This is a genomic window from Billgrantia sulfidoxydans (assembly GCF_017868775.1).
In the GTDB taxonomy this organism is placed as follows: domain Bacteria; phylum Pseudomonadota; class Gammaproteobacteria; order Pseudomonadales; family Halomonadaceae; genus Halomonas; species Halomonas sulfidoxydans.
Genome location: NZ_CP053381.1, coordinates 2,434,784 through 2,457,731, shown reverse-complemented (window position 1 = coordinate 2,457,731; position 22,948 = coordinate 2,434,784). Strand labels below are relative to the sequence as shown.

The 22,948-nt window shown below is 60.1% G+C and carries 20 protein-coding genes; 9 read left to right on the top strand and 11 right to left on the bottom strand.

The annotated features are described in order from the left end of the window. Positions 1 to 4 precede the first annotated feature (4 nt). The 4 genes from HNO51_RS11440 (at position 5) to HNO51_RS11425 (ending at position 5,165) form a co-directional block, all read left to right on the top strand. A complete protein-coding gene (locus HNO51_RS11440) occupies positions 5 to 1,198 on the top strand; it encodes a glycosyltransferase (RefSeq protein ID WP_209537467.1) in 1,194 nt (397 codons plus the stop codon). A gap of 39 nt (positions 1,199 to 1,237) precedes the next feature. After that, positions 1,238 to 2,626, top strand: coding sequence for an undecaprenyl-phosphate glucose phosphotransferase (locus HNO51_RS11435; RefSeq protein ID WP_209537466.1), 1,389 nt, complete (start codon positions 1,238 to 1,240; stop codon positions 2,624 to 2,626). A gap of 144 nt (positions 2,627 to 2,770) precedes the next feature. Next, the gene (locus HNO51_RS11430; protein WP_242597102.1) at positions 2,771 to 4,042 is read left to right on the top strand and encodes an O-antigen ligase family protein; all 1,272 of its coding nucleotides are present in this window, start codon (positions 2,771 to 2,773) and stop codon (positions 4,040 to 4,042) included. Positions 4,043 to 4,055: 13 nt separating this feature from the next. Further along, a complete protein-coding gene (locus HNO51_RS11425) occupies positions 4,056 to 5,165 on the top strand; it encodes a glycosyltransferase (RefSeq protein WP_209537465.1) in 1,110 nt (369 codons plus the stop codon). Between the two features lie 44 nt (positions 5,166 to 5,209). Here HNO51_RS11425 and HNO51_RS11420 read toward each other — a convergent pair whose 3' ends face one another. From HNO51_RS11420 to HNO51_RS11410, 3 genes are all read right to left on the bottom strand, one after another. After that, positions 5,210 to 6,277: a glycosyltransferase family 92 protein gene (locus HNO51_RS11420; protein WP_209537464.1), complete on the bottom strand. Its 1,068-nt coding sequence runs from the start codon at positions 6,275 to 6,277 to the stop codon at positions 5,210 to 5,212. Between the two features lie 61 nt (positions 6,278 to 6,338). Further along, entirely contained in the window at positions 6,339 to 7,046 is a 708-nt protein-coding gene (locus HNO51_RS11415) for a lipopolysaccharide kinase InaA family protein (RefSeq protein WP_209537463.1), read from the bottom strand. Between the two features lie 13 nt (positions 7,047 to 7,059). Then, the gene (locus HNO51_RS11410) at positions 7,060 to 8,118 is read right to left on the bottom strand and encodes a glycosyltransferase (RefSeq protein ID WP_209537462.1); all 1,059 of its coding nucleotides are present in this window, start codon (positions 8,116 to 8,118) and stop codon (positions 7,060 to 7,062) included. A 390-nt stretch (positions 8,119 to 8,508) separates the two neighbouring features. Here HNO51_RS11410 and HNO51_RS11405 point away from each other — a divergent pair, with 390 nt between their 5' ends. After that, positions 8,509 to 9,303: a glycosyltransferase family 32 protein gene (locus tag HNO51_RS11405; protein ID WP_209537461.1), complete on the top strand. Its 795-nt coding sequence runs from the start codon at positions 8,509 to 8,511 to the stop codon at positions 9,301 to 9,303. Positions 9,304 to 9,313: 10 nt separating this feature from the next. Here the strand turns inward: HNO51_RS11405 and HNO51_RS11400 are convergent, their stop codons facing one another. From HNO51_RS11400 to HNO51_RS11365, 8 genes are all read right to left on the bottom strand, one after another. Next, complete coding sequence (locus tag HNO51_RS11400) at positions 9,314 to 10,108, bottom strand: IclR family transcriptional regulator (RefSeq protein WP_209537460.1); 795 nt, start codon at positions 10,106 to 10,108, stop codon at positions 9,314 to 9,316. A gap of 107 nt (positions 10,109 to 10,215) precedes the next feature. Continuing rightward, positions 10,216 to 11,508, bottom strand: a complete 1,293-nt coding sequence (locus HNO51_RS11395) for an NAD(P)/FAD-dependent oxidoreductase (protein ID WP_209537459.1) — start codon at positions 11,506 to 11,508, stop codon at positions 10,216 to 10,218. A 23-nt stretch (positions 11,509 to 11,531) separates the two neighbouring features. Beyond that, positions 11,532 to 12,260, bottom strand: coding sequence for an amino acid ABC transporter ATP-binding protein (locus HNO51_RS11390; protein ID WP_209537458.1), 729 nt, complete (start codon positions 12,258 to 12,260; stop codon positions 11,532 to 11,534). Next, complete coding sequence (locus tag HNO51_RS11385) at positions 12,257 to 12,922, bottom strand: amino acid ABC transporter permease (RefSeq protein ID WP_197447473.1); 666 nt, start codon at positions 12,920 to 12,922, stop codon at positions 12,257 to 12,259. Before HNO51_RS11385 ends, HNO51_RS11390 begins: the two co-directional genes overlap by 4 nt. 138 nt (positions 12,923 to 13,060) lie before the next feature. Further along, positions 13,061 to 13,867, bottom strand: coding sequence for an ABC transporter substrate-binding protein (locus tag HNO51_RS11380; protein WP_197447472.1), 807 nt, complete (start codon positions 13,865 to 13,867; stop codon positions 13,061 to 13,063). Positions 13,868 to 14,137: 270 nt separating this feature from the next. Then, positions 14,138 to 16,072, bottom strand: a complete 1,935-nt coding sequence (locus HNO51_RS11375; RefSeq protein WP_197447471.1) for a TRAP transporter permease — start codon at positions 16,070 to 16,072, stop codon at positions 14,138 to 14,140. Positions 16,073 to 16,141: 69 nt separating this feature from the next. Beyond that, positions 16,142 to 17,185 (bottom strand): TAXI family TRAP transporter solute-binding subunit, encoded by a 1,044-nt coding sequence (locus HNO51_RS11370; RefSeq protein ID WP_197447470.1) that lies wholly within the window; start codon positions 17,183 to 17,185, stop codon positions 16,142 to 16,144. Positions 17,186 to 17,243: 58 nt separating this feature from the next. Continuing rightward, positions 17,244 to 18,023: a GntR family transcriptional regulator gene (locus HNO51_RS11365; protein WP_209537457.1), complete on the bottom strand. Its 780-nt coding sequence runs from the start codon at positions 18,021 to 18,023 to the stop codon at positions 17,244 to 17,246. A gap of 119 nt (positions 18,024 to 18,142) precedes the next feature. Here HNO51_RS11365 and HNO51_RS11360 point away from each other — a divergent pair, with 119 nt between their 5' ends. From HNO51_RS11360 to HNO51_RS11345, 4 genes are all read left to right on the top strand, one after another. Continuing rightward, positions 18,143 to 19,933 carry a gamma-glutamyltransferase family protein gene (locus HNO51_RS11360; RefSeq protein WP_209537456.1) on the top strand — a complete coding sequence of 597 codons (1,791 nt, stop codon included), beginning with the start codon at positions 18,143 to 18,145 and terminating at the stop codon, positions 19,931 to 19,933. Between the two features lie 66 nt (positions 19,934 to 19,999). Continuing rightward, positions 20,000 to 20,914, top strand: coding sequence for a LysR family transcriptional regulator (locus HNO51_RS11355; RefSeq protein WP_209537455.1), 915 nt, complete (start codon positions 20,000 to 20,002; stop codon positions 20,912 to 20,914). 93 nt (positions 20,915 to 21,007) lie between these two features. Continuing rightward, positions 21,008 to 21,826 carry a putative hydro-lyase gene (locus tag HNO51_RS11350; protein ID WP_197447466.1) on the top strand — a complete coding sequence of 273 codons (819 nt, stop codon included), beginning with the start codon at positions 21,008 to 21,010 and terminating at the stop codon, positions 21,824 to 21,826. Positions 21,827 to 21,868: 42 nt separating this feature from the next. After that, positions 21,869 to 22,936 carry a TRAP transporter substrate-binding protein gene (locus HNO51_RS11345; protein WP_209537454.1) on the top strand — a complete coding sequence of 356 codons (1,068 nt, stop codon included), beginning with the start codon at positions 21,869 to 21,871 and terminating at the stop codon, positions 22,934 to 22,936. The last annotated feature ends 12 nt before the right edge of the window (positions 22,937 to 22,948 follow it).

The window sequence follows — 22,948 nt, the reverse complement described above, 5'->3', positions numbered from 1 at the left end:
TGTCATGACGGCTAGCGCGACAAGCTCGGTCAAGAAGGTGTTGCTGGTCTACAAGCACTATGCACCCGACACAGGCGGTATCGAAACCGCCGTCAAGCAGTACGTGCAGTGGTATCAGGCCATGGGCCATGAAGTGACTGTGCTGTGTTGTGCGACTTCGAGTAGCGCGACGCGCCGTGAATACGTCGATGGGGTACGGGTCATTCGCTGTGGCTCGTGGGGCCACTTGAAGTCGGTCCCCTTGTCACCGGCCTTCTTCTGGCATTACTGGCGGGAAACGCGCGCCGCCGATCTGGTCCATGTGAACCTGCAGTTTCCCTGGGCCAGTATGGGTTATTGGTTGTTCGGTCGCATGCGTAATTGCCAATGGCTGGTGAGCTACCACATGGATGTGCATCGGCAGAAGTGGCTGAAGCGTTTGACCTATCCCTTCGATCGTTATCTGCTGACACGTGCCGATCAGGTGATCACCGGCAGCCCCAAGCTGCGTGAACACTCCGAGATGCTCTCGGCCATCGAGCGCGATATCGCCATTCTGCCCTATGCCTTGGAGGGCGGGTTCGTCGAGGCGGCACTGGCCCCGACGGCGACTGCCCGCGAGGCGGAACAGGAGCTGCCGGCACCCGGCTACTTCGTCTTCTTCGGGCGCTTGGTGGAATACAAGGGAACGCGCCCCATGGCGGCGGCTATGCGACGGCTGGCGGTGGAAGCCCCGGGGATTCGCTTCGTGGTGTTCGGCCGTGGCCCGGAACAGGGGGCCTTCGACCGGCTGGCCATGGAGTTTCCGCAGCAGGTGACGGTGATTCCCGAGTTCGTCAGTGAGCGCCGCAAGTACCAATTGATCGCCCGTTCGGCCGCGGTACTCTTCCCCTCGGTGTATCCTTCCGAAGCCTTCGGCATCGCCCAGCTGGAGGCCATGGCCTGTGCCAAGCCGATCATCAACTGCTGGTTGAATAGCGGTGTTAACTGGGTGGCTCCCGACAAGGAGTGTGCCATAACCGTGGTTCCGCATGATGTGGAGGCGCTGGTCGCCGCCATTCAAAAGCTCGATTCAGACCCCGAGTACCGTCGTTTACTGGGCGATGCCGCCCGTGAACGCTTTCTCAAGGAGTTTTCCGAGACAGTGGTAGCCAAGCGGTTTCAGCATTTGGTGAGGAGCGTATTGGATGATGTGAGCCGGGTCACGTGTGTTGGATGAGTGATTTCACCTGTTAATGCTGATGGAGTGGTTGCCTTCATGGGGCAGGCAAGAAATAGAAGTCCGATAACTGAACGCTATCCCGCGCAGGTTTTCGTACCGCTGGTGGATATACTTTCGGTTATCGTGAGTGGGGTACTGGCCCATTACCTTCGCTTCGGTACTTTTGACGTACATGAGCGCTTCGTAATCGGGATGTTCCTGATTGCAATTTTCGTGGTCATGGCCAATTTTATTGATGACGCTTATGTACGTTGGCGCACGACCCGCCTAGCCACCATACTTTTTCATTTGGTGGGGGTCTGGTTGGTGGTCACTCTTATGGCGACCTCGATCATCTATCTGGCCGAAGCTTCCGTTCGTTACTCGCGTCTCTGGCTAGGCATGACGATGGTTTTTTCGCTAGTGCTGGCTGGGGGCTTTCGAGTCGCAGTGATGCTGGCCTTGAAGTACGCCCGTGCCAAGGGCAAGAATCTGCGTGGGGTCTTTCTGATCGGCCCGGTTGAAAACCTGCTCAATGTGGGGAGAAGTATGCGTAAATCGCCCGGTGAAGGCTTCGCCATTGCCGGCATACAACGGTTAAGGGACAAACCCGACCAAGCCTTCCTGGAATGTCTCGCGCAGCGGGTCGAGGCATCTCAGGCTAGGGAGGTTTGGATCTGCCTACCGCTGGAGATGGGCAGTACTGTACGCGAGATCATGCATGCCCTGCGTCACCAGACGGTAGAGGTGCGGTTCATTCCCGAGTTCGGCGAGCTTCAGCTTCTCAATCACCAGATTAGCGAGGTAGCGGGGCGTTTCGCCATTGATCTGAGCGTGACACCTATGGTGGAGACGGCGCGTTTCGTCAAACGAGTCGAGGATATCGTGCTGGGGTCGCTCTTCCTGTTGATATCGCTGCCGGTCTGCCTGGTGATCGCCATAATACTTAAATGCCAATCATCAGGGCCGGTATTGTTCAAGCAGTATCGTATGGGCATTAACGGTAAGCATTTCAAGGTCTACAAGTTTCGTTCAATGGAGGTTCACGAGGAGTCGAATGGCCAGGTGACTCAGGCGCGTCGCGGTGATCCTAGGGTGACGAGATTTGGTGCTTTCCTGCGCCGTACTTCTCTTGATGAATTACCGCAGTTCTACAACGTTCTTCAAGGACGTATGTCGATCGTCGGGCCTCGGCCTCACGCGTTGGCACATAATGAAAAATACAAAGAGCTAGTTGAGTCTTACATGAAGCGCCATAAGGTAAAGCCTGGAATGACTGGTTGGGCGCAAGTTAACGGATTTAGAGGGGAAACAGATACCTTGGATAAGATGGAAAGACGTGTCGAGCACGATCTCTGGTACATCAACAATTGGTCGGTTTGGCTGGACTTGCGAATCATCGCGATGACCATTGCCAAGGGATTCGCCAACCCTAATGCTTACTGAGGTATCAAACGGTATTGCGGCGCCTGCTAGGGCTAGCTTGCCTTGAATGTGCGAAAATTCATATGAGACGGCCGCTTAAGGGTGCGCCGGCTTGGCTGGGGTGTGGTAGGATATTGCCCCCTGGATCAGCTAAGTTATCGACTCGTGAATGCCCACAACGTAACAACCACATTGCCCAGCGCCTCGGATAGAACCGCTTTTTTAAACTTGTACACGAGCTTTGCCGTTTTCCTGTTTGGTGCCATCGCCTTGGTAGTGCCCAGTGGCTACTCGGTCGGGGCGCTACTGCTACTGTTGGGGAGTGCCTGGCTGCTGGTGGTGCGCCCTACACTGGGGTTGTCTCGCCAGGACTGGCTGGTGATCGCTGCGTTGTTCTCTTATGCCACTGTTGGCATGGTGGCAGCATGGGTGGACGGGCAGGGAGCGCGCGGATTGGATAAACCGATACGCTTTTTGTTAGCCGTGCCTGCCATGCTACTGGTAATGGCCTATCCACCACGCTTGGCTTGGATGTGGAGCGGCATCATTCTGGGTGCCATCGGCGCGGGGAGCTGGGCGGGCTGGCAGAAGCTGGTGGCAGAGGTGGCGCGAGCAGAGGGTTACACCTACGTCATCCAGTTCGGCAATCTGAGTATGCTGCTGGGCATCTTTTGCCTGGCGGGGTTGGGGTGGGCGGTAGTGCAGCCACGGCGTTGGCCTTGGGTGTTGCTGCTCCTGGTCGGTGCCCTTATGGGTATTCTAGGCTCGCTGTTCTCGGGTAGCCGTGGTGGCTGGATCGGTTTTCCCTTCGTGCTGTTGGTGCTTTACCGTGGCTATGGCAGGCAGCTTTCTGCCAGGCTCAAGGTAGCCGCGCTGGCTTTGATGGTGACGGGGGCGATGCTGGTCTATGCAATGCCGCAAACGGGTGTGCAACCACGTATCCATCAGGCCTTCGACAACATTTCGCAGTATGCCTCCGGCGAGAATCGGCGCACGTCGCTTGGCGATCGCTTCGAAATGTGGCGCGGTTCCGCACTCTTGGTACTGGAAAAGCCGTTTATCGGATGGGGCACTGAAGGTTACAAGGAAGGTATGCAGCGCTTGGCGGACAAAGGAGTAATCAACCCCTACGTAACCCGTTACGGGCATGTGCACAATGAGTTTCTCGATGCTCTTGTCAAGCGAGGATTGATAGGTCTGGCCGTGCTGTTGGCGCTCTATCTCGTGCCGCTCCGTTTATTCATCCAGCACTTCAAGACGCAGGATATGGAGCTGCGTTCGCTGGCAGTAGCTGGTGCTCTCCTACCTGTTGCCTATATCGACTTCGGCCTGTCTCAGGTGTTTCTGGCTCACAACAGCGGTGTGATGATGTATGCGTTCTGGCTTGTGGTGCTGTGGGGTCGTACTTCTACTATGGTTAAGTTTAACTCACGTTAGCTAAGTGATTTTTATGACTGTAGATTCTCATACGTATAGCGCGCATGTTTTGATTGCTATAGATCATCTAGACTCAGGTGGCGCTCCAATAGTGATTAGAGATTTGGCAAAAGGATTGTCTAGACTAGGAGCAAAGGTCGAAATTCTGGTTTTAAGTGAGCGAGTAACACATGTGTTAGAGGGTTGCTCAAGAGTTCACAAAATACCTTTTCGCTATAAAGGGAGGTGGCAACGATTTAAACGCTATCGTTTGCATGCTGAGCTAATAAACGCATGGCTGAGGCAGAGTGAGGCCAATTATGACTTGGTCTTAGCTAACTTGCATTACACGCATCAAGTGATTAGGCGTAGTGTGCTTGTAAGTGAGGCATGGTACTGTCTTCACTCCGACCCTGTGGAGGCATTTCTGGGGAATAAAAGCTTGTTGGGTAGATTGATAAAAATACAAAAGATTAAAAGTCTGTACGGTGGCAAGAAAGTACTGGGAGTCTCGAGGGGTATAAATGAAAGGTTAATTGATGTGATTGGTTGCAAGCCTTTGAAATATATCGCTATAAGCAATCCTATTGATGTCGATAAAATCCGCAGTTTTTCTCATGAGCCGATCGATGATGTGCCTCAAAATTTTCTTCTTTTTGTAGGGCGTTTGGATTTGCGCGCAAAACGATTTGATCGCTTGCTTCGTGCTTATCGTGGAAGTAAAGTTGCTTTTCCCTTAATTATTGTCGGCGAGGGAGAAGGACGTGCCGAGATCGTTAATATGATTCGTGATTTTGAATTGCAGGATTCAGTTTTTTTATTGGGCTATCGTGAAAACCCCTACCCATATATGAAAAGAGCTACGGCTCTTCTCTTGAGTTCGGATTATGAAGGCTTTTCACTCGTTTTGGCGGAGGCTTTAGCGTGTGGTACTCCGGTGATAAGCACTAACTGTCCCTCGGGACCTGAAGAAATTTTAGCTGGGAGGCTAAAAAAATATCTTATAGATCCTCGCAATGAGGGCGATTTTTCAAAAGCAATTAGAAGCGTTGTTGAAGCGCCTCCGGTCATTCCCAATGAGTACGTGGAAAAATTTAATTTTCATGGTGTGGCTATGCGCTACTTATCTTTGATTGAATGTTAGTTTTTAGTATAGGGGGCGTTGGTTTAAATATTATGTTTTGGTTTTTATATTGGTTTTTTTTCAATATGGCTAATATCCATTTGTAGGCGACTTTCGCTTGCCATGTTTAGTTTTCCTAAGCTTGGCTCCCAGTTGGTAGTGATAGCAAGGAAATGTAAAAAATATGCATGTCGGCTTTCGAGCTTTTCTGGCTTAGTGCGACGATAATTTAAAATAGGGTTTTTCTTCCATGTGTTATGCTGAGATATGATATCCACTGAATTCTCCAAGCACACGAATTTTCTTGCTTTGTTGACTTTGTTTGGCTCGCGGAATTTGAAATCGTAGTGTGTATAGTGATGTTTCAGTGGTTGAGTTTTCGGTACATAATAGCTGTCCAAGTATAACGTTCCATTTCTATTAATCTCGCCAAATAGTTTTTTCTTATCGGCAATGAGAAGCTCATCAATATCAAAATTGAAGAGCGTCCCATCCTTGCAAAACTTTCTTAGACAATGGTTCAATGCACCAGGCTGAGCAAATTTATTAAACCTTCTTCCTGGCGGGCCATAAGGAAATTTCCACTCGATTATCTGCGCCTTGCCTCGCAATGTGTGCCTCAGTTCATCGATATTGTTGCTGCCATTGTCATAGACGATGACCTCATCGATGTCGTAGTTGTGGCGATGAAAATCCGCCCAAGTGGCTACCCACTCAGGGGCATTGTCTTTGGAAATAGCCGCAAGGATGCGCCTGCCACGCGCTTCCTGATTTCGATTCAACTGGAACGTTGCCTTGAAGTCGGCAAAGCTGAACTCGACCAGGCAGTGGGTACCCACAGCAACGTTTGCTTCGAGGATGGATAGCTTGTAGTCGGGTAGGTCCCGAAACTTGAAACGCTGAGCCCTACCATCAATCGTCAGCTTGGCAGCAGCAACGTAGTCAGCCAGGTTATTTGCCGGCGGGCCGATAGCGACAAGGCGCTTACCTGCCTGATCCAGAAACACGTCATAGAAGAGGGTAAGGGCGTCGAACTTTTCCAGCTCATTCTTGCTGAGAGCCTCGTTGGCGGAAGGCTCCCGGCGAAGCCCAAGCTGCTCGGGCAGGCGTACGGTATTCAGCGTAGTGTTCATATCGCTTCGTTAAATAGTAAGTTGGCTTTGGCCGGAGTCGGTATGGTCGGTATGGTCGGTATTATGGCGGAGCGAGGTTTTTATGCAAATGCTGGTGGACGAATCCTCGATACTCGGCACCGCGCAGCTTGCTCTCCGTTAGCGAGGCTTCCAGGGCCTTCCATGCCTTGCCGCTCTCCTTCGGCAGCCGGCGCAGGTGAGCGTCGATCCATAGCAAGCTGCCGTCGGTGGTCACGAGTAGGTTGTTATAGTGCAAGTCGCGGTGAACGTACCCGAAGCGGGCGAGCTGGGCGACTTCGTCGCAGAAGTGCTCCAAGAAGACCATTCGGTCTTCTTCGTTGAGTGCGTCGAACACTTCGCCTCCAGGCCGGGCGTCACGAACGTGCTCCATCAGCAGCAGCGAGGCGTTGCGGTTGCCTGGGTTGAGCGAGATGCCCCAGCCATGGCAGCGGGGCGTGGCCAGCCCGGCATGTCTCAGGATCTGCAGGCTGTCGTACTCCTTCCGGGCATCGCATTGCCCCAGACAGCGCTTCTCGAGGTAATCGCGAAGCAGCCATTTCAGCGGTGTTTGCGCCTTTATGAATTTGTCCGGCACGACCTTGGCCAATAGCGTACCGTCACGCGAAACGAAGAATCGGCTGCTGCCGATGGCTTCGAACTGCGCGGTGGTTGTCGTGCTGGCGAGCTCGAGCCGCTCGGGTAGGCCGTTGGCGTGGAATATCAGGTAACGACGCCGACGGTCGTTGAAGGGTATGTCGAGTAGCTTCATGACATGTTGCCGCTCACAGCGCTTCGAACTGGGGAATCACGTTCTCGGTCAGGAACTGCTGGTAATAGCGCTCATCGATCTTGACCGGTGCGGCATCCATCCGGGCCATGGCATCCGCCAGGCCTGCTTCGTCCTCTTGCCCGACGAGAAAGTCGGTCAGTTCCCCCGTGAGAATCTCCCTGGGCCCGCTTGGGCAATCCACGCTGATCACCGGCGTATGCAGCAGCAGCGCCTCGATGAGAACGCGGGGCAGCCCTTCGGCGTCGGAGGTCAGCACCAGGGCCTTGGCCCGCTGGATGAAGGGGTAGGGGTTGGTGCGGTAGCCGAGCATGGCGACCCTGTCCTCGAGCCCCAGTTCGGCGATCAGCTGCTTGATTACCCCTTCGGTTTCTCCCTTGCCGAGCAGCATCAGCGGTGTCTCGATGCCGCTGCGCGCGTAGGCCCGAAGCAGGCGGTCCTGCCGCTTGACGTGGGTAAAGGCGCCGACATGGATGAAGTATTCGGCAAAGGGAACCGAGACCTCTTCTTTGGCCATCTCCAGGAAGGGGTGGCGCTCGTAGGGGTTGTAGATGGTCTGGATGTGAGAGGGCCGTATGCCGATCACTTCCTGCAGGTTTTTCTCCACCCCGTGGGAAACGGCAATGATCTTGCGTCCACTGTAATAACGGCGCTGCTTGGCAAACTCCTTTTCACGCTTGGGAGAGTGGCGCAGCTGCGCGGAGGAATCGCCCTTTACCCAGAAATACAGGTTGGGGTGCTGCATGTGCCGGGTGATCCTGTCGCAGGAGCAGGAGAGCACGGTATCGGCGCGAAAATCGCTGACGGCCTTGGCGATGTTCCTCGCCTGCCATTTCTCTACCCAGCTCGTATTGAAAGCCTTGGTAAAGCGATTGATGACGGCCAGGTTGACGATTTCGAGGCCTTCGGGGATGCGGTGCTCGATTCGCTCACGAAGCGTGAACACCTTCACTGCATGGCCGCGCTGGCGCAGCCCTTCTGCGGTATAAAGCAGTGATTTTTGCGCGCCACCGCCATAAAGATCGGAAATGACAAAGGCGAAACGCTTTTGCATTGCATCCCTGCTCCACGATTTATGGTATTTGACCGGCCAGTTTACCGGATCGCCGCCGACACGCCTAGGCGACCCGCCCGGCGCGGCATGAACCGGCGATTTTGCCTGACCGCAGTCCGTTGAGTCCTCCTCTGTTTTTTCTCGCTTGTGGATCGTATCGGCATGCTAGAGTGCGCTCGTTGGGGCGCGGTAGGTCTCTCTCGTCGTGAGGCCGTGGGGAACTGCCAGGCCGAGGCCCTGTCGTAGGGGTGCCACTGCCTGCCCATCGCAGCCGTTCCAGGCGAAGGCCGGTGCGGTTTCGAGGCAAGCAGAGGCGAATCACCATGGAGGGGTTCATCGCAGTGGGCGCTCGAAGCTTCGGCCGAGCGTGACACCATCAGAGGATGCAGAGTGAAGAACACAGGCATTCTGGCCTTCGCCAGGCTGGTCAAGCTGCTGGCCAACATCACCAAGGTGGCTTCGTATGGCTTCCATTACGTCTTCCCCGACAAGCGTTTCATCATCCCCGAACGGGCCGCGCCGTGGTGGAAATCGAGCCGACAGGCCAAGGTGCCGCGCACCATCTGGCAGACCAACTTCACCGACAAGGCGACGCTGCCGGTCTACCTGAACTACCTGTTCAACCGCCTGATGGCGCCGACCTTCGAGTACCGCTTCATGGTCACCGAGGCACGGGCCGACTTCATCCGCGAGAATTTCTCGCCGGCCGTCTACGAGGCCTACTCCCGCCTGCAGGTGGGGGCCGCCCAGGCCGATTTCTGGCGCGTGCTGGTGCTGCAGAAGCACGGCGGGGTCTACCTGGACATCGACGCCCATGCGGTGTGGCCCCTGGCGCGGATCGTCAAGCCCAGGATGGACGAACTCTACATCACCACCCGCCGCGGCGAGATTAGCAACTACTTCATCGCCAGCAGGCCGGCAAACCCCAATATCGTGCGTATCGGCGAGGCCATTCTGGCCAATATCGAGAGCGCTAGCGAGAAGAACATCTTCGAGCTGACCGGGCCGGGGGTATTCAACCAGGTGCTGCCGCGCGGCGAGGTGCCCACGGCCTGCTATCGCACCACCTGCAACCAGGGCAATTTCACCAACGAGTACTTCCAGTACATCGACAAGCCCCAGGGCAAGTGGACCCGGCAACAACAGCAGATCGACGTGGTGCGCAAGCGCGAAGCGGTGGAGTAGGCTTGGGGGGTCAAATCCGCGTGCGAGCCGCCTTGGTGATCGCCCGCGCGCACTCGATCAGCGGTGGAGCCAGCCGTTCGAGCGCGGTATCGAGCGTCCATCGGCTGCCGGGGGCGGTGACATGAACCGCGGCTACCGGCTCGCCTGAGCCATTGAGTACCGGGGCGGCGACGTTGATGTCGCCCAGGAAGTATTCAGCGTTGTTCCAGGCCACGCCGCGCTTGCGACACGCCAGAATCATCTCCAGCAGGGTATCGATATCCGTCACGGTGTCGGGGGTATGGCGGATTAGCTCCGAGGCCTCCAGGTAGCGACGAATCGTCGTTTCATCATGCGCTGAGAGGTAGGCCCGCCCGGAAGCCGTGCAGTACATGGGCACCCGGCTGCCGATGGGCATGTGGATGGGTATGTAATGGCGGCTGGTGAAGCGGGCCACATAGACCATCTCGAGCCCACTGGGCTCGGTCAGCGAGACCGTTTCGAGGCAGCGGTTGCTGAGGTCCGAGAGGTAGGGGTTGGCGCAGTCCACCAGCAGGTCCGCTTCCAGGTATTGCGAGGCCACGGTCAGGATCTTGATGCCGATACGGTACTTGCGCGAAGCGGGCACCTTGATCAGGTAGCCCAGCTGCTCCAGCGTATGGGTAATGCGCTGCACCGAGCCCATGCTCATGCCGCTGAGTCGGGCGATCTCGGAAAGGCTCAGCTGGCTATGCTGGGCGCCGAACAACTCCAGGATGGCGAATGCCTTCTCGATGGATTGGTTGAACAGGGAAGAGCGCGAACTCTGTTCTTCACCGATGCCCATTCGCTTGGCTCCTGAGGTATCGTTGCTGAGATACCGTTACTGAAATAGTTATTAGGCGCCCAGCCTACCATGCACGGACTCTCCAGGGAGAGAGGGGGCTGCGTGGCCTAGCGTTCCAGCCAATCCCGGGCTCTATAGTAATTGACCACGGCACCCACATAGAGCCGCTGCAACCCATGCAGGGGAATGGGTTGTATGGGCGTGATCGGGAAGGGCAAGGCTTCGTGGAGCGAGTCGTTGCCCAGGTGTTCACCGATCAGCTTGCCCAGGTGCGTGCCCATGGCCACACCCCGTCCGTTGTAGCCGAGCGCTACGGTCAGCCCCGCTGCGGGCTGATGCACGTGAGGCAGGGCGTCGCGTGTCAGGGCGACCCGGCCCGCCCAGCGGTAGCCGATCTCCACATTCTTCAGAGCTGGGTAGAGTTTACCGATGGCTCGCTGCAGGTGGCGGAAGTCGGGCTCGCCCTGGGGCTCGTGGAACGGGCCGCGCCCTCCCATCAGGAACCGGCCGCTGGCGTCCCGCCGAAAGTAGAGCAGAAGCTTGCGGGCATCCGAGACGACTTCGCCCCCCGGCAGTATGCCTTGCGCTTCCGCGTCGGTGAGCGGTCGCGTGGCGATCTGGTAGCTGTTGGCGGCTATCACGCTTCTTGCCAGTCCGGGCTGCAATCCTCCCGAATAGCCATTGGTGCATAACAGCACCTGGCCGGCGTCGATTGTGGCGCCGCCCTGCACCTCGGCCACCCAGCGGCCTGACTGGGCGTTCAGTCCCTGTACCGGAGAGCGTTCGAAGAGCCGTGCGCCGGCTGACTCGGCGGCCGTTGCCAGGCCGCGTGCGTAGGCCAGTGGATTGAGGCCGCCGGCACGCGGGTCCAGCCAGGCGCCGAGATAGGCCTCGCTGCCCAGGCGCTCGGCGCATGTCGCCTTGTCGAGCCAGCTCACGTCGACGCCGTGGTCGGCCCACTGGCGGGCGCGTGTCTCGATCACCTTCAAACTGGCATGCGTGGCGGCCGGCTGGATCCAGCCGTTACGGCTGGCCTCGCAGTTGATGCCGTGGCGCTGGATCAGCTCGAACACCACATCGGCATTGCGTCCGGTGAGTTCGACCATCTTCTGCCCGCGCTCCTGGCCATAGCGCTGGCGCAAGGTCTCGGGATCGTACTTCAGCCCCGGTATGACCTGGCCGCCATTACGGCCCGAGGCGCCCCAGCCAATGGCGTTGGCCTCGAGCAGTACGGTATCGATACCGCGCTCGGCCAGCGCCAGTGCCGCGCTGAGCCCGGTAAAGCCGCCTCCTATCACCAAAACATCGGCGCGACGGCTTTCCGTCAGGGCGGGCCTGGCGGGTGCCGCTGGCGCCGTATCCGCCCACAGCGAAGGGGGCATATGTTGCAGTTCTTCCATTGGCTCGGTTCCCTGTGGGCGGTTCAGTGATTGAGGACTCGGCGAAGGAAGTCCTGGGTTCGCTCATGCTGTGGTTCGGTGAGCAGGGCCTGGGCGTTGCCTTCTTCCACGATCTGGCCGCCGTAGAGAAAGCAGACGCGGTCGGCGACTTCCTTGGCGAAGCTCATTTCGTGCGTCACCACCACCATGGTCATGCCTTCTCTTGCCAGGTCGCGCATTACGGTGAGCACGTCGCCGACCAGTTCCGGGTCGAGGGCCGAGGTGGGTTCGTCGAAGAGAATGGCATCGGGGCGCATGGCCAGGGCTCGCGCAATGGCGACCCTTTGCTGTTGCCCCCCCGAGAGCTGCTGTGGGTAAGCGTCGACCTTGTCGCCCAGCCCGACTTTTTCGAGCAGTTCGATGGCTTGCTTGCGCGCTTCGCTGCGCGGTTCGTGCTTGACGTAAACCGGGCCCTCCATCACGTTTTCCACCACCGAGCGATGCGGAAACAGGTTGAAGCGCTGGAAGACCATGCCGACGCGGGTGCGCAGGTCGTGGATGTCCCGGCTGTCGGCATTGACCTGCCGGCCGTTGATGGTGATTGCGCCGCCGTCGTATCGCTCCAGGCCATTGATGCAGCGCAGGACCGTGGACTTGCCGGAGCCGGACGGGCCGATCAGGCAAACGACTTCGCCTGCGTTCACTTCGAGGCTGACGCCCTTCAGCACTTCGGTGGCGCCGAAGGATTTGTGGATGCTGTCGATCGTGATCATTTGCCTGCCCCCTTCGCGGATTTGCCGAAGTAACGCTCCAGCCGGTTGACGCCGAAGATCAGCGGCAGGCTCAGCGCGAGGTAGAGAAGCGCGACCATGGTGTACACGGTGGTGTTCTGGAAGGTGGAGGCGGCAATCAGTTGGCCGGCCCGCGTCATTTCCGCCACCGTGATGGTGGATGCCAGCGAGGAGTCCTTGAGGATCATGACCGCCGTGTTGCCGTAGGGCGGCAGGGCGATGCGAATGGCCTGGGGCAGCACCACGCGCCGCATGATCAGGCGACTCTTCATGCCGATCGATTTGGCTGCTTCGATCTGTCCGCTGTCGATGGCCTCGATACCGGCACGGAAGTTCTCGGCCTGGTAGGCGCTGTAGGCGATGCCCAGGCCGATGATGCTGGCCTGGAACGCGCTGAGCTGAATGCCGAGTTCGGGTATGACGAAGTAGATGTAAAACAGCTGCACGATGATGGGCAGGCCGCGAATCACGTTCACGATGGTGCTCGCGGTCAGCGATAGGGCCCGGAAGGGCGAGAGCTTCATCAGTGCCAGGATCAAGCCAAGAAACGAGCTCAGCAGCAGGGCGCCGATGGTGATTTGCACGGTGACCACCGCACCTTTCAGCAAGATGGGCAGGAAGGCTGCTACGTCGGAGAACTCCATGGGAGAACCTTTTTTCCAGGCGCATGCCGGCGATGCCGAAAGGCACTGCCTGCGTTGCGCTGTTCATGGAATCGTCGAAGGCGCCGGCCGGGAGTTGCCGCCGGCGCGCGGACGTGGAGAAGGTGCTTCAGGCGAAGCTCAGAGTCCCCACTCCTCAAAGATGGCTTCCACGGTTCCATCCTCTTTCAGCTTCGCCAGCGAGGCATTGAGCTGCTCGAGCAGTTCCGTGTTTTCCTGCGCCACGGCCAGGCCGATGTGGCCGACCATCTGCTGCTCATAGCCTTCGGCCAGCTGTAGATCGGGGAAGCGCCCTTGGCTCAGCTGGTAGCCCATGATGGGCGCATCGCCCACGCCGGCCACGATCCTGCCGAGGGAGACGTCACGCATCATGTCCGCCAGGGTGTCGTAGTTGCGTATCTCGGGGAAGATGCCCATGGCGTTGAGCTGTTCGACGTAGGTGGTTCCCACCTGGGCGCCGATCGTCTCTCCCGCCAGGTCGTCCAGCGAGTGGATCTCGCCTTCGTAGTCGGTCTTGATGACCACCCCCTCGCCATAGGGATAGACATCGTCGCTGAAGGCGACCACTTGCGCCCGCTCCGGTGTCTTGAGCATGGCGGCGGAGATGATGTCGATCTTGCCGGAGGTGAGCGAGGGAATCAGTGCGTTGAACTGGGACTCCTGCACGGTGACGTCATAGCCCATGTCTTCGCCCAACGCTTGCACGAGGTCCACCATGGCGCCGGTGATCTCGTTGGTCTGTACGTCGAGGAAGGTGAAGGGAATGCCGCTGGGGGTGCCGCCTGCGCGCAGTGTCTCCTGCGCCTGAAGGGTGGCGCCGGTCAGCAGCAGTGCCGTTCCGAACAAGCCGGGCAGCAGGTAGCGGCGCAGGCTGGAGGCTTTTGTTGTGCTAGCGGAGCGTTTGGGCTCGAGGGGAGTAAGGGTCATGAAAGCACCTTGCATGGCTATTGAGGTTGTTATGGTCAGGTAGCTCTACGACTACACCTTCCCGAGCCTAGGCGAAGTTAAAGTTATCGGCAATAGTTATTTTATATCGCATATCGATAAACATTGCGTGATGAATCTCCCGTGAGGGCTTCACTCACATTGAACGAACGACGATGGAAAATTAGTGTGCGAGGCCGAGAAAGGTGGACCCGCCAGTTATGTTGCTTCTGGCCTCAAGCCGGCTTGCCGTAATCGTCGAATTGGCTGGCCTCAACTGGCTAGCACGTGCCGGTTTTTCAGGCCGCGCTGCATGGCGAAGATCACTACGATGGCGCTGCAGCCGACCAGGGTGCCCAATACTCCAGGCATCAGCGTGAGCGTGGCGGCAAACAGCAGGATCAGGCGAACGGGCCAGGTGGTGCGTACGAAGCCTTGTCCAACCATGGCGACGTTGAGTGCGGCGAGTGCCAGCAGGCTGATAGCGACTACGCTGATCTGGTCGAGCAGGGTGCCCTCCAGCAGCAGGAGCTCGGGCCTCGCCACGAACAGGAAGGGCAGGAAGAAGCCCGGCAGGCCGATCTTCACGGCCTGCATGGCGGTGGCGAAATACGGCGCCTCGGCAATGCGGGCGGCGATCAGCGAAGCCACGGCCACCGGCGGGGTGAGCGCCGAAAAGATGGCGAAATAGAGCACGAACATGTGCGCGGCCATCATGCTCAGGCCCATGTCGATCAGCGCCGGGGCGGTAAGCAGCGCGACCAGGATGTAGGCGGCCGAGGTGGGTAGACCCAGGCCGAAGATCAGGCAGGCAAGGGCGGCAATGAGCAATAACACGCCGAGGCTTCCGTCTGCTATGCCGAGCATCAGGTAGGAGAGCTTCTGGGCGAAGCCGGTCGCGGTGAGCACTTCCACGAAGATGCCGATCACGGCGACGATCACGGCAATGGTGGCTCCGCTGAACCCGCCTTCCCTCAGGCCGTCGATCAGGCGCTTGCCCGCGGCGACAAGGCCTTGCAGGGGCTGGCGATACTGGCGGGCGGCACTGCTGAAAAGTTCCAGCACGATGATCGCCAGGCAGCCGTAGGCGGCGGCGTAGGAGGGCGGCATGCGACTGATTAGCAGGAAGACCAGGACGCCGATGGCGATCAGAAGATGGCCGTAGCGGGCCATCAGCACCTTGGCCGGGAGCGGCTGGGCCTGAGTGGCGGTATTGCCGGCCTGGAGTCCGACGCCATCGCGAACGGCTTGCAGATGGACGGCAAGAATCAGGTAGAAGTAGTAAAGGCCCGCGGGAATGGCTGCGGCCAGGATGACCTGATCGTAGCCGAGCCCCGTGACGCCAACCATGAGGAATGCGGTAAGCCCCATCACCGGAGGCGTCATTTGGCCGCCGGTTGACGAAACCGCCTCGACGGCGCCTGCGAATGGCGCCTTGAAGCCGGTACGCTTCATGGTGGGGATGGTCATGGTGCCGGTGCTGGCGATGTTGGCCACGGTGCTGCCGGAGATCATGCCCATGAAGGCGCTGGCCAGGACCGCGATCTTGGCTTGCCCGCCACGCGAGTTGCCGGCCAGCTTGGTGGCAAAGCCCATGATGAAGTCGATGCCGCCGGTCGATTTGAGTAGGCCGGCGAAGACCATGAAGATGAAGATGGTGCCGGCGGATAGCTCCGTGAGGGATCCCAGGACACCTTGAAAGTTGGGAATCGAGGCGTAGGAGACCAGTCGCTCCAGCCCCATGCCCGAGTGGTGGAGCAGGCCGGTAGGCAGGGAGTTGCCGTAGTAGCCGTACAGTAGCCCGAGCACGCCGATCAACGGGATGGTCAGCCCCCATTGCTGCCAGGCGGCGATCAGACAGATGCCGACGAGCAGTGAGCCGACCACCACGTCCTTGGGCTCCGGTCCGAAGACCCGGTCGGAGATCAGGCCCTGATACTCCATCAGGATGTAGCCGGCCGCGTAGGCCGAGAGAGCGAAACAGGCGACATAGGCGAGTCTGCTCGCCAGGTGGCCGGCATGCCCGGCGGCGCTGGCGAAGATGACGAGCAGAGCAAGGCCGAGGTGCAAGGTCTTGAACTGGCCGGAAGGCAGGAAGTACTGGAATACCTGGAGCAGATGAGTGGCCACCATCACCAGGGTGAGGAGCAGTACGAGGTTGGCGGCATTGAGATAGCCGCGCCTGCCGTCAAGGAGCTTGGGAGTCATGATCGGGAGCGTCGCCAACGGGGGATGAAAATGCCATGCATGCCGTGCATGGCATCGTGGAGGCCTGGTTTAGGCAGTCACGGGATCGGCGATGATCAGCTCGTCTCGCCATACGCCCCGTTCCTGGAAATAGCGCGCGGCGCCGGCGTTGACGGGGTAACCCTCGAGCAGGTACTGCACGGCGAATTCCACGTCGATGTCCTGCAGCTGCGAGCCGACCCGGCGCACGTCCTCGGGGTTGTCGAAGATCGCCTGGCACACGGCATAGGCTTCTTCGTCGGTGACGCCGGGACGCGCCGCCAAGACCCCGGAGATCGCCGGCATCAGCATTTCGCCTTCGGCCTTGTCCCACTGTGCCTGGCTGACGGTGCTGGCGAGCAGGCCGGAGTTGATCTGCTGGGCGCGCTGGAGTACCTCGGGCTCGATGGGTAGCACGCGGAACTCTACCGTACTGTCGATCTCGGCCAGGGCGGGCGAGGCACGGCCGTTGGTGAGCGTAGAGGGAATGGCATCTACGGAGCCGGATTGGAAGGCACTGAAGGTGTCATTCCAGGAGCCGTAGGTCCAGTTGACCTGGTCGGCTACGCCGGCGGCTTCGAGGATCGTCTGGTGCATGATCGCCGTAGCGCCGCCGGCGGTGGAGGGCATGACGCGCTTGCCCGCCAGGTCGGCGAGGCTGTGGATGTCGGAGTCGGCACGCACGATCAGCGGAATGTTCCATACCGTGTAAGCGAACATCTGGCGGGCATCGATGGGCGCAGGGAAGGGGCGTTCGCCCTGGGTGGCCGGCGGCCAGTCGGTCGAGGTGGTCTGGCCGAATTCGATCTCGCCGCGGCTGGCCATCACCATGTTCTCGGCGCCGCCTGACGTGGCCAGCGTGGTGCTGCGCATATCGCTGTTGCGCTGCACGGCCTGGGCCAAGGCTTCGATGATGATGTAGCCGGTCGAGCCCAGGCTGGCTGAGCCCCAGCGCAGCTCACGGTTGTGACCGGTAGAGGCATGCAGGATCCCTGGGAACATGGCGATGCCGACACCGGCCACGCCGGCTTTGAGCAGGAACCGACGCCGGGCGCCGAGAGTGGAAAGGTTCTTGTGGCTGGTGTCCTGAGTCATGTCGCTACCTTTTTGTTGATTGGGTGAGTGGTGACGTTGGCGGCATTGAGGAGCCTGGTCAGTTGCCGCGTGCCTGACCTGCTTGGGTGCTAAGCTCGATGTCCCGGTGCCCCGGCTGCACTTCGAAGCGCTGGAAGGTGGTGGGGCTGCCGTCGCGGGAGTAGCCGCGTACCTGCCACTGCAGGCCGTGGCGGATCTCCTCGGCCAGCCCGAGACAGCGCCTGGCGTCCTCCGAAAAGGGGCCGACCCCTAGGCGGTGCACGAAGTGGCTGGTGAGGATGCGCTGGGTCTGGAACAGGTGCTCATGCAGCGAGAGGCCGTCGAACTCACTCGCCGGCTTGTCCATGAGATCGCCGGCCCACTCCAGTGGCAGGAAGAATTCATTGAACGTCCAGGGTTCGCCCTTGACCTGCACCAGCCGCTGCACCACGGCGGCCCGGGGCCGGCCGAAGAATGTCGCCAGCTCGGTGTCGAGTTCCACCGCACGAATGTTCAGCCCCTGCAAGGAGAGCGGCAGCGGTTGCCCGTTGTCGAGGAAGCGGAAAACGCGAATGTCTTCGAACTTGATTTCCTGATCGCGGATGAAAGTGCCGCGGCCATGCTCGCGTACCACGATACCGTCGTCCGAGAGCGCCTTGAGCGCCTTTTGCAGGGTGCCCAGACTGGCCGGAAGGCGCGCGGAGAGTTCCTGCTCCGAGGGCAGTTTGTCGCCCGCCACGAGCTTGCCGGTCTGTACCGCTTCCTTGATGGCGTTGTAGAAGCGCGCGTACTTGGGCACGCCGATATGCGCGTTCTCGAAGTGCGGTAGGCAGGCGTCTACGATTTTTTCCAGCGTCATGCGGGCATCCTGTGGTGTGCCGTTTTCATAAAGCTATATAGCTCTAGTGATCCTGCCTGTAAAACATGGTAGTTTCAAGCGCAGTCTGACGCTTCCCATCTACAAGAGGATTTGCCCCCATGCCGAGCTTGCCGCCTTTTACGACACGCCCCGAGATCAAGGGAACCTTCGGGGCCGTCTCCACGACCCACTGGTTGGCCTCGAGCGTTGGCATGGCGATGCTGGAGAAAGGGGGAAACGCCTTCGATGCCGCGGTGGCGGCGGGCTTCGTGCTACAGATCGTGGAGCCGCATCTCAACGGGCCGGGGGGCGAGGTGCCTATCATCGCCATGCGCCATGACGATGAGGCCCCGCGGGTGATCTGTGGCCAGGGGGTGACCCCGGCTGGAGCCACGCAGGCGCATTTCGCCGGCCTGGGGTTGAAGACGGTGCCGGGTACCGGGTTGTTGCCGGCGGTGGTGCCGGGCGCTTTCGGGGCGTGGATGCGACTTCTGCGCGATTACGGCAGTTTGCCCCTGGAGACCGTGCTGGCGCCGGCCATCGACTATGCCGAGCGTGGCTACCCGCTGCTTGCCCGGGCGGTTTCCTCGATCGTGCCGGTAGTGGATTTCTTCAAGCAGGAGTGGCCCAGCTCCGCGGAGCAATGGCTCGTCGATGGCCGTGCGCCCTCGGCGGGTGCGCTGTTTCGTTCGCCCGCCATTGCGGCAACCTATCGCCGGATCCTGGCGGAGGCCAAGATCGCCGGGCCGGATCGCGAGGCGCAGATCGAGCGAGCCCGACGCACCTTTTATGAGGGCTTCGTGGCGGAAGCCATTGATGAGTTCTACCGCCATCCGCTGATGGATAGCAGTGGCAAGCGCCATGCCGGGGTCCTGGCCGGAGACGACCTGACGAACTGGTCGGCCACCGTAGAGCCGACCGTGAGCTACGACTATGCGGGCCACCGGGTGCACAAGGCTGGCCCTTGGAGCCAGGGGCCGGTTTTCCTGCAACAACTGGCGTTGCTGGAGAAGGTCGACTTTTCGGCCTTCGGCGCCGAGAGTGCCGCGTTCGTCCATCATGTCGCCGAAGCGGCGAAACTGGCCTTCGCCGATCGTGAAGCGTGGTATGGCGATCCGGCGGCGGCAGATGTGCCGCTGGCAAGACTGTTGAGCGTCGAGTACAACGACGAGCGGCGCGTGCTGTTGGGGGATCGGGCTTCCCAGGTCATGCGTCCGGGCCTGGTGGGGGGCGAGGCGAATATCGCTGCGATCATGGCCCTGGCCGGCAGCGAGCCGACCATTGGCCCCGGGGGTGGCGAGCCAACCTTTGCCCCGTTGCCCAGCGTGGAAGGCGATACCGTGCACCTGGACATCGTGGATCGGTTCGGCAACATGGTATCTGCCACGCCGAGCGGTGGCTGGCTGCAGAGCTCACCCAGTGTGCCAGGTCTGGGCTTCTCGATTTCGACACGTGCGCAGATGACCTGGTTAACCCCGGGGTTGGCCAGTTCGTTGCGCCCCGGCACGCGGCCACGCACGACGTTGACCCCGACACTGGTGACCCGAGAAGGCAAGCCGTACCTGGCGTTAGGCTCCCCGGGCGGTGACCAGCAGGACCAGTGGAGCCTCACGACGTTCCTGCGTATCGTGCATTATGGCTACGACCTGCAGCGGGCGATCGATGCGCCGCTCTTCCAGATTCGCCACTTCCCGACCTCCTTTCATCCCCGGGACTGCGTGCTGGGGCGGCTACTGATAGAAGGACGCTTCGACGCCGGGGTGCTGGCAGAACTGCGCGAGCGTGGCCACGAGCTGGCAGTGCAGGACGACTGGGCGCTGGGGCGGGTGTGTGCCGTGGCTCAGAGAGACGGTATGCTTCACGCTGGCGCCTCGGCAAGGCACATGCAGGGTTATGCGGTAGGGCGATAGGGCGGTAGGGCGAAGGCCGGTTTGCCAAGGCACACTCCAACAAAGCGGCCTGAATCGGGGTAGGACATGAATTTTCGCAGCCTGGAGACGTTCGTCTGGATTGCGCGCCTGGGCAGCTTTCGGGCCGCGGCGCAGCGTCTCTATACCTCGCAGCCCTCCGTTTCCGCCCGCATATCGGGGCTGGAGGATGAGCTGGGGGTCGAGCTGTTCGAGCGTACCGGCCGCCGGGTGGTGCTGACGGCGAAGGGGCGTGAGCTGCTCGCCTACGCTGAGAAGCTGCTGCACCTGCACGGAGAGATGCTGCAGGTCGTCGCCAAGTCGGAGTGCCTGCAGGGCAGCATTCGCCTCGGCGTGGCGGAAACCATCGCCTATACCTGGCTGCCGCGCTTGATCGAGCGGGTCAGCGAGGCCTATCCGGCCATCAACCTGGAGCTGGACATCGATATTTCGGTCAACCTGGCCGACAAACTGACCAGCCATGATATCGACATTGCCTTCCTGATGGGGAAGGTGAACCAGCCCGGCTTCACCAGCGAGGACCTGTGTCGCTATTCGTTGGTCTGGGTGGCAAGCCCGAGGCTGGCGTTACCCGCCGGGCCGGTCACGCTCTCCGATCTGGCCCAGTGGCCGATCATCACCTACCCGCGCCGCAGCGAACCGTATGCCGTGATTCGCTCGCTCGTCGATCCGATGAACCACTCCACGCGAATTCATTCCAGCTCGTCGCTCTCGACCATCATCCGCATGGCGTTGGATGGGATCGGGGTGAGTGCGCTGCCGCGTGAGATCGTCTCTCGGGAGCTAGAGAGCGGCACGCTCCGCCAGTTCAATGTCGAGGCGGCACTGCCCGACCTGGCGTTCAGTGCGGCCTACAGCACGGCTCCCGGCGCCAACGTGGTAAGGGCGGTGGCCGAGCTTTCGCTGCATACCGCCCGCCTCGAGGGTTTCGATCCTCTCGTTGAGACCGAAGCCGACGATTGATCCAAAAAACTGATCAATTGTGATACTTAATTTCGATTTGTATTAATCATCGCTTCTGCCTTAACTGAAGGGAAACGTCAGTGAGGACGATCGATGACGACTCCCCGCCCGGACGACTCCATTCTTCCTACCGCCCACTCCTCTCCTGCCGAGGTTCGCAGGGCGGCGCGTGAGGGCCGCTTGCAGGCGCCCACTGCTGGGCTGGCCTATGGCTTCGTACAAGCCAATCTCGTCATCCTTCCCGAGCCGCAGGCCAATGGCTTCTTGCGATTCTGCCAGGCGAACCCGAAACCTTGCCCCTTGCTTGCCGTCAGCGAGCCGGGTGCCCGCAGCTGCGCCACGCTCGGTAGCGATCTCGATCTCGCCCGCGATGTTCCCGCTTATCGAGTCTTCCGTGAAGGCCGGCTGCAGGCGACCGTCAGCGATGTCGAGGCCGAATGGCGCGACGATCTCGTGACCTTCGCGCTGGGGTGTTCGTTTACCTTCGAGCATGCCCTGCAGCAGGCCGGGTTGCCGGTTCGGCACATCGAGGAGGGGCGCAACGTGCCGATGTATCGGACCTCGATTCCCCTGGTGCCGGCGGGGGGCTTCGCAGGCCACCTGGTGGTATCGATGCGCCCGATGAAGGCGGCCGACGCCATTCGTGCCATCCAGGTCACGACACGCTTTCCCCAGGCTCATGGTGCGCCGGTGCACCTGGGCGACCCTTCTCGGATTGGCATTGCGGACATGCGCTCCCCGGACTACGGGGACGCGGTATCGGTGGGCGAGGGCGAGTTGCCGGTTTTCTGGGCCTGTGGGGTAACGCCTCAGCAGGTGCTGATGGATGCCGGTGTCGAATTCGCCATTACCCACAGCCCGGGCCACATGCTGGTGACCGACATTCCCGACAGCGAGCTGGCCCTACTATAACCATCACGACCAACCATCACGACGCAGATAAGTGAGGAAACCATGCTGACTACAAGAACAAGTCTCGTCTCAGCCATTGCGGCTGGTCTATGCGTTTCGGCAGGGCAGGCGGCTGCCCAGGAGCTGGATCAGACCAGCCTCTCCTACGTGGGCAGCTGGAGCAGCCTTTCGCTGTTCCAGAACTTCGAGCGCCCCTTCTGGGAGGAACACCTGCCGGAAGCCTCCGATGGGCGGATCAGCACGGAGGTGACGACCTTCGACCAGATGGGGCTCGACGGGGGTGAGGTCTACCGCCTGATGGCCCGAGATGTGGTGGAGGTAGGTTCCACCGTGGCCGATTATGCCGTTCAGGACGCTCCCGAGCTCGAAGGGCTCGACATGCCGATGATTGCGCCGGATGTGGAAACGGCGCGCGAAGTGGCCGAGGCCTACCGTCCGGTATTGGCGGACGCCTTTGCCAAGCGCTTTTCGGGGGCGCAACTCCTCGCGGTGGTGCCCTATCCGTCCCAGATGGTGTTCTGTAACGCCGAGATCGAGGGGCTTGGCGATCTTGCCGGCAAGAAGGTTCGCGCCAGTGGACGCACCACGGCCGAGTTTCTCGAGGCCCTCGGTGCCGAGGGTATCACCCTCAGCTTCAGTGAGGTGCCCGGCGCCCTGCAGCGGGGCGTGATCGACTGTGCCGTAACCGGTTCGCTTTCCGGCTACAGCTCTGGCTGGCATGAGGTGTCGACGCACCTCTATCCGCTACCCGTCGGCGGCTGGGACCACGTGGTCACGGCCATGAACGGCAACAAGTGGGAGTCGCTCTCCAGCGATACCCAGGAGTGGCTGCTGGAGGAGATTCGCGAGAACTACGAGGCGCCCGTATGGGAGTCGGCCGTGGAAGAGACCCGCGAAGGCATCGCCTGCCTGACCGGCGATGGCGACTGCTCGCGTGGGGAGCCGGGCGACATGATGCTGGTGGAAGCGACCGATGAGGACTTCCAGGAGGTCTCGCGTCACCTCGAAGAAACCCTGCTGCCCAACTGGGCCAACCGTGTCGACCAGGAATGGGTGGACCGCTGGAACGAGACCGTGGGTGAAGTCACTGGCTTGAGCGCGTCTCGCTAACTAACTGGACTT

What these genes read in the sequence shown, in the direction of transcription:
- HNO51_RS11440 (WP_209537467.1), top strand. Translation starts at nt 5, where the DNA reads ATGACGGCTAGCGCGACAAGCTCGGTCAAGAAGGTGTTGCTGGTCTAC.
- HNO51_RS11435 (WP_209537466.1), top strand. Translation starts at nt 1,238, where the DNA reads ATGGGGCAGGCAAGAAATAGAAGTCCGATAACTGAACGCTATCCCGCG.
- HNO51_RS11425 (WP_209537465.1), top strand. Translation starts at nt 4,056, where the DNA reads ATGACTGTAGATTCTCATACGTATAGCGCGCATGTTTTGATTGCTATA.
- HNO51_RS11420 (WP_209537464.1), bottom strand. Translation starts at nt 6,277, where the DNA reads ATGAACACTACGCTGAATACCGTACGCCTGCCCGAGCAGCTTGGGCTT.
- HNO51_RS11415 (WP_209537463.1), bottom strand. Translation starts at nt 7,046, where the DNA reads ATGAAGCTACTCGACATACCCTTCAACGACCGTCGGCGTCGTTACCTG.
- HNO51_RS11410 (WP_209537462.1), bottom strand. Translation starts at nt 8,118, where the DNA reads ATGCAAAAGCGTTTCGCCTTTGTCATTTCCGATCTTTATGGCGGTGGC.
- HNO51_RS11400 (WP_209537460.1), bottom strand. Translation starts at nt 10,108, where the DNA reads ATGGGCATCGGTGAAGAACAGAGTTCGCGCTCTTCCCTGTTCAACCAA.
- HNO51_RS11395 (WP_209537459.1), bottom strand. Translation starts at nt 11,508, where the DNA reads ATGGAAGAACTGCAACATATGCCCCCTTCGCTGTGGGCGGATACGGCG.
- HNO51_RS11390 (WP_209537458.1), bottom strand. Translation starts at nt 12,260, where the DNA reads ATGATCACGATCGACAGCATCCACAAATCCTTCGGCGCCACCGAAGTG.
- HNO51_RS11385 (WP_197447473.1), bottom strand. Translation starts at nt 12,922, where the DNA reads ATGGAGTTCTCCGACGTAGCAGCCTTCCTGCCCATCTTGCTGAAAGGT.
- HNO51_RS11380 (WP_197447472.1), bottom strand. Translation starts at nt 13,867, where the DNA reads ATGACCCTTACTCCCCTCGAGCCCAAACGCTCCGCTAGCACAACAAAA.
- HNO51_RS11375 (WP_197447471.1), bottom strand. Translation starts at nt 16,072, where the DNA reads ATGACTCCCAAGCTCCTTGACGGCAGGCGCGGCTATCTCAATGCCGCC.
- HNO51_RS11370 (WP_197447470.1), bottom strand. Translation starts at nt 17,185, where the DNA reads ATGACTCAGGACACCAGCCACAAGAACCTTTCCACTCTCGGCGCCCGG.
- HNO51_RS11365 (WP_209537457.1), bottom strand. Translation starts at nt 18,023, where the DNA reads ATGACGCTGGAAAAAATCGTAGACGCCTGCCTACCGCACTTCGAGAAC.
- HNO51_RS11360 (WP_209537456.1), top strand. Translation starts at nt 18,143, where the DNA reads ATGCCGAGCTTGCCGCCTTTTACGACACGCCCCGAGATCAAGGGAACC.
- HNO51_RS11355 (WP_209537455.1), top strand. Translation starts at nt 20,000, where the DNA reads ATGAATTTTCGCAGCCTGGAGACGTTCGTCTGGATTGCGCGCCTGGGC.
- HNO51_RS11350 (WP_197447466.1), top strand. Translation starts at nt 21,008, where the DNA reads ATGACGACTCCCCGCCCGGACGACTCCATTCTTCCTACCGCCCACTCC.
- HNO51_RS11345 (WP_209537454.1), top strand. Translation starts at nt 21,869, where the DNA reads ATGCTGACTACAAGAACAAGTCTCGTCTCAGCCATTGCGGCTGGTCTA.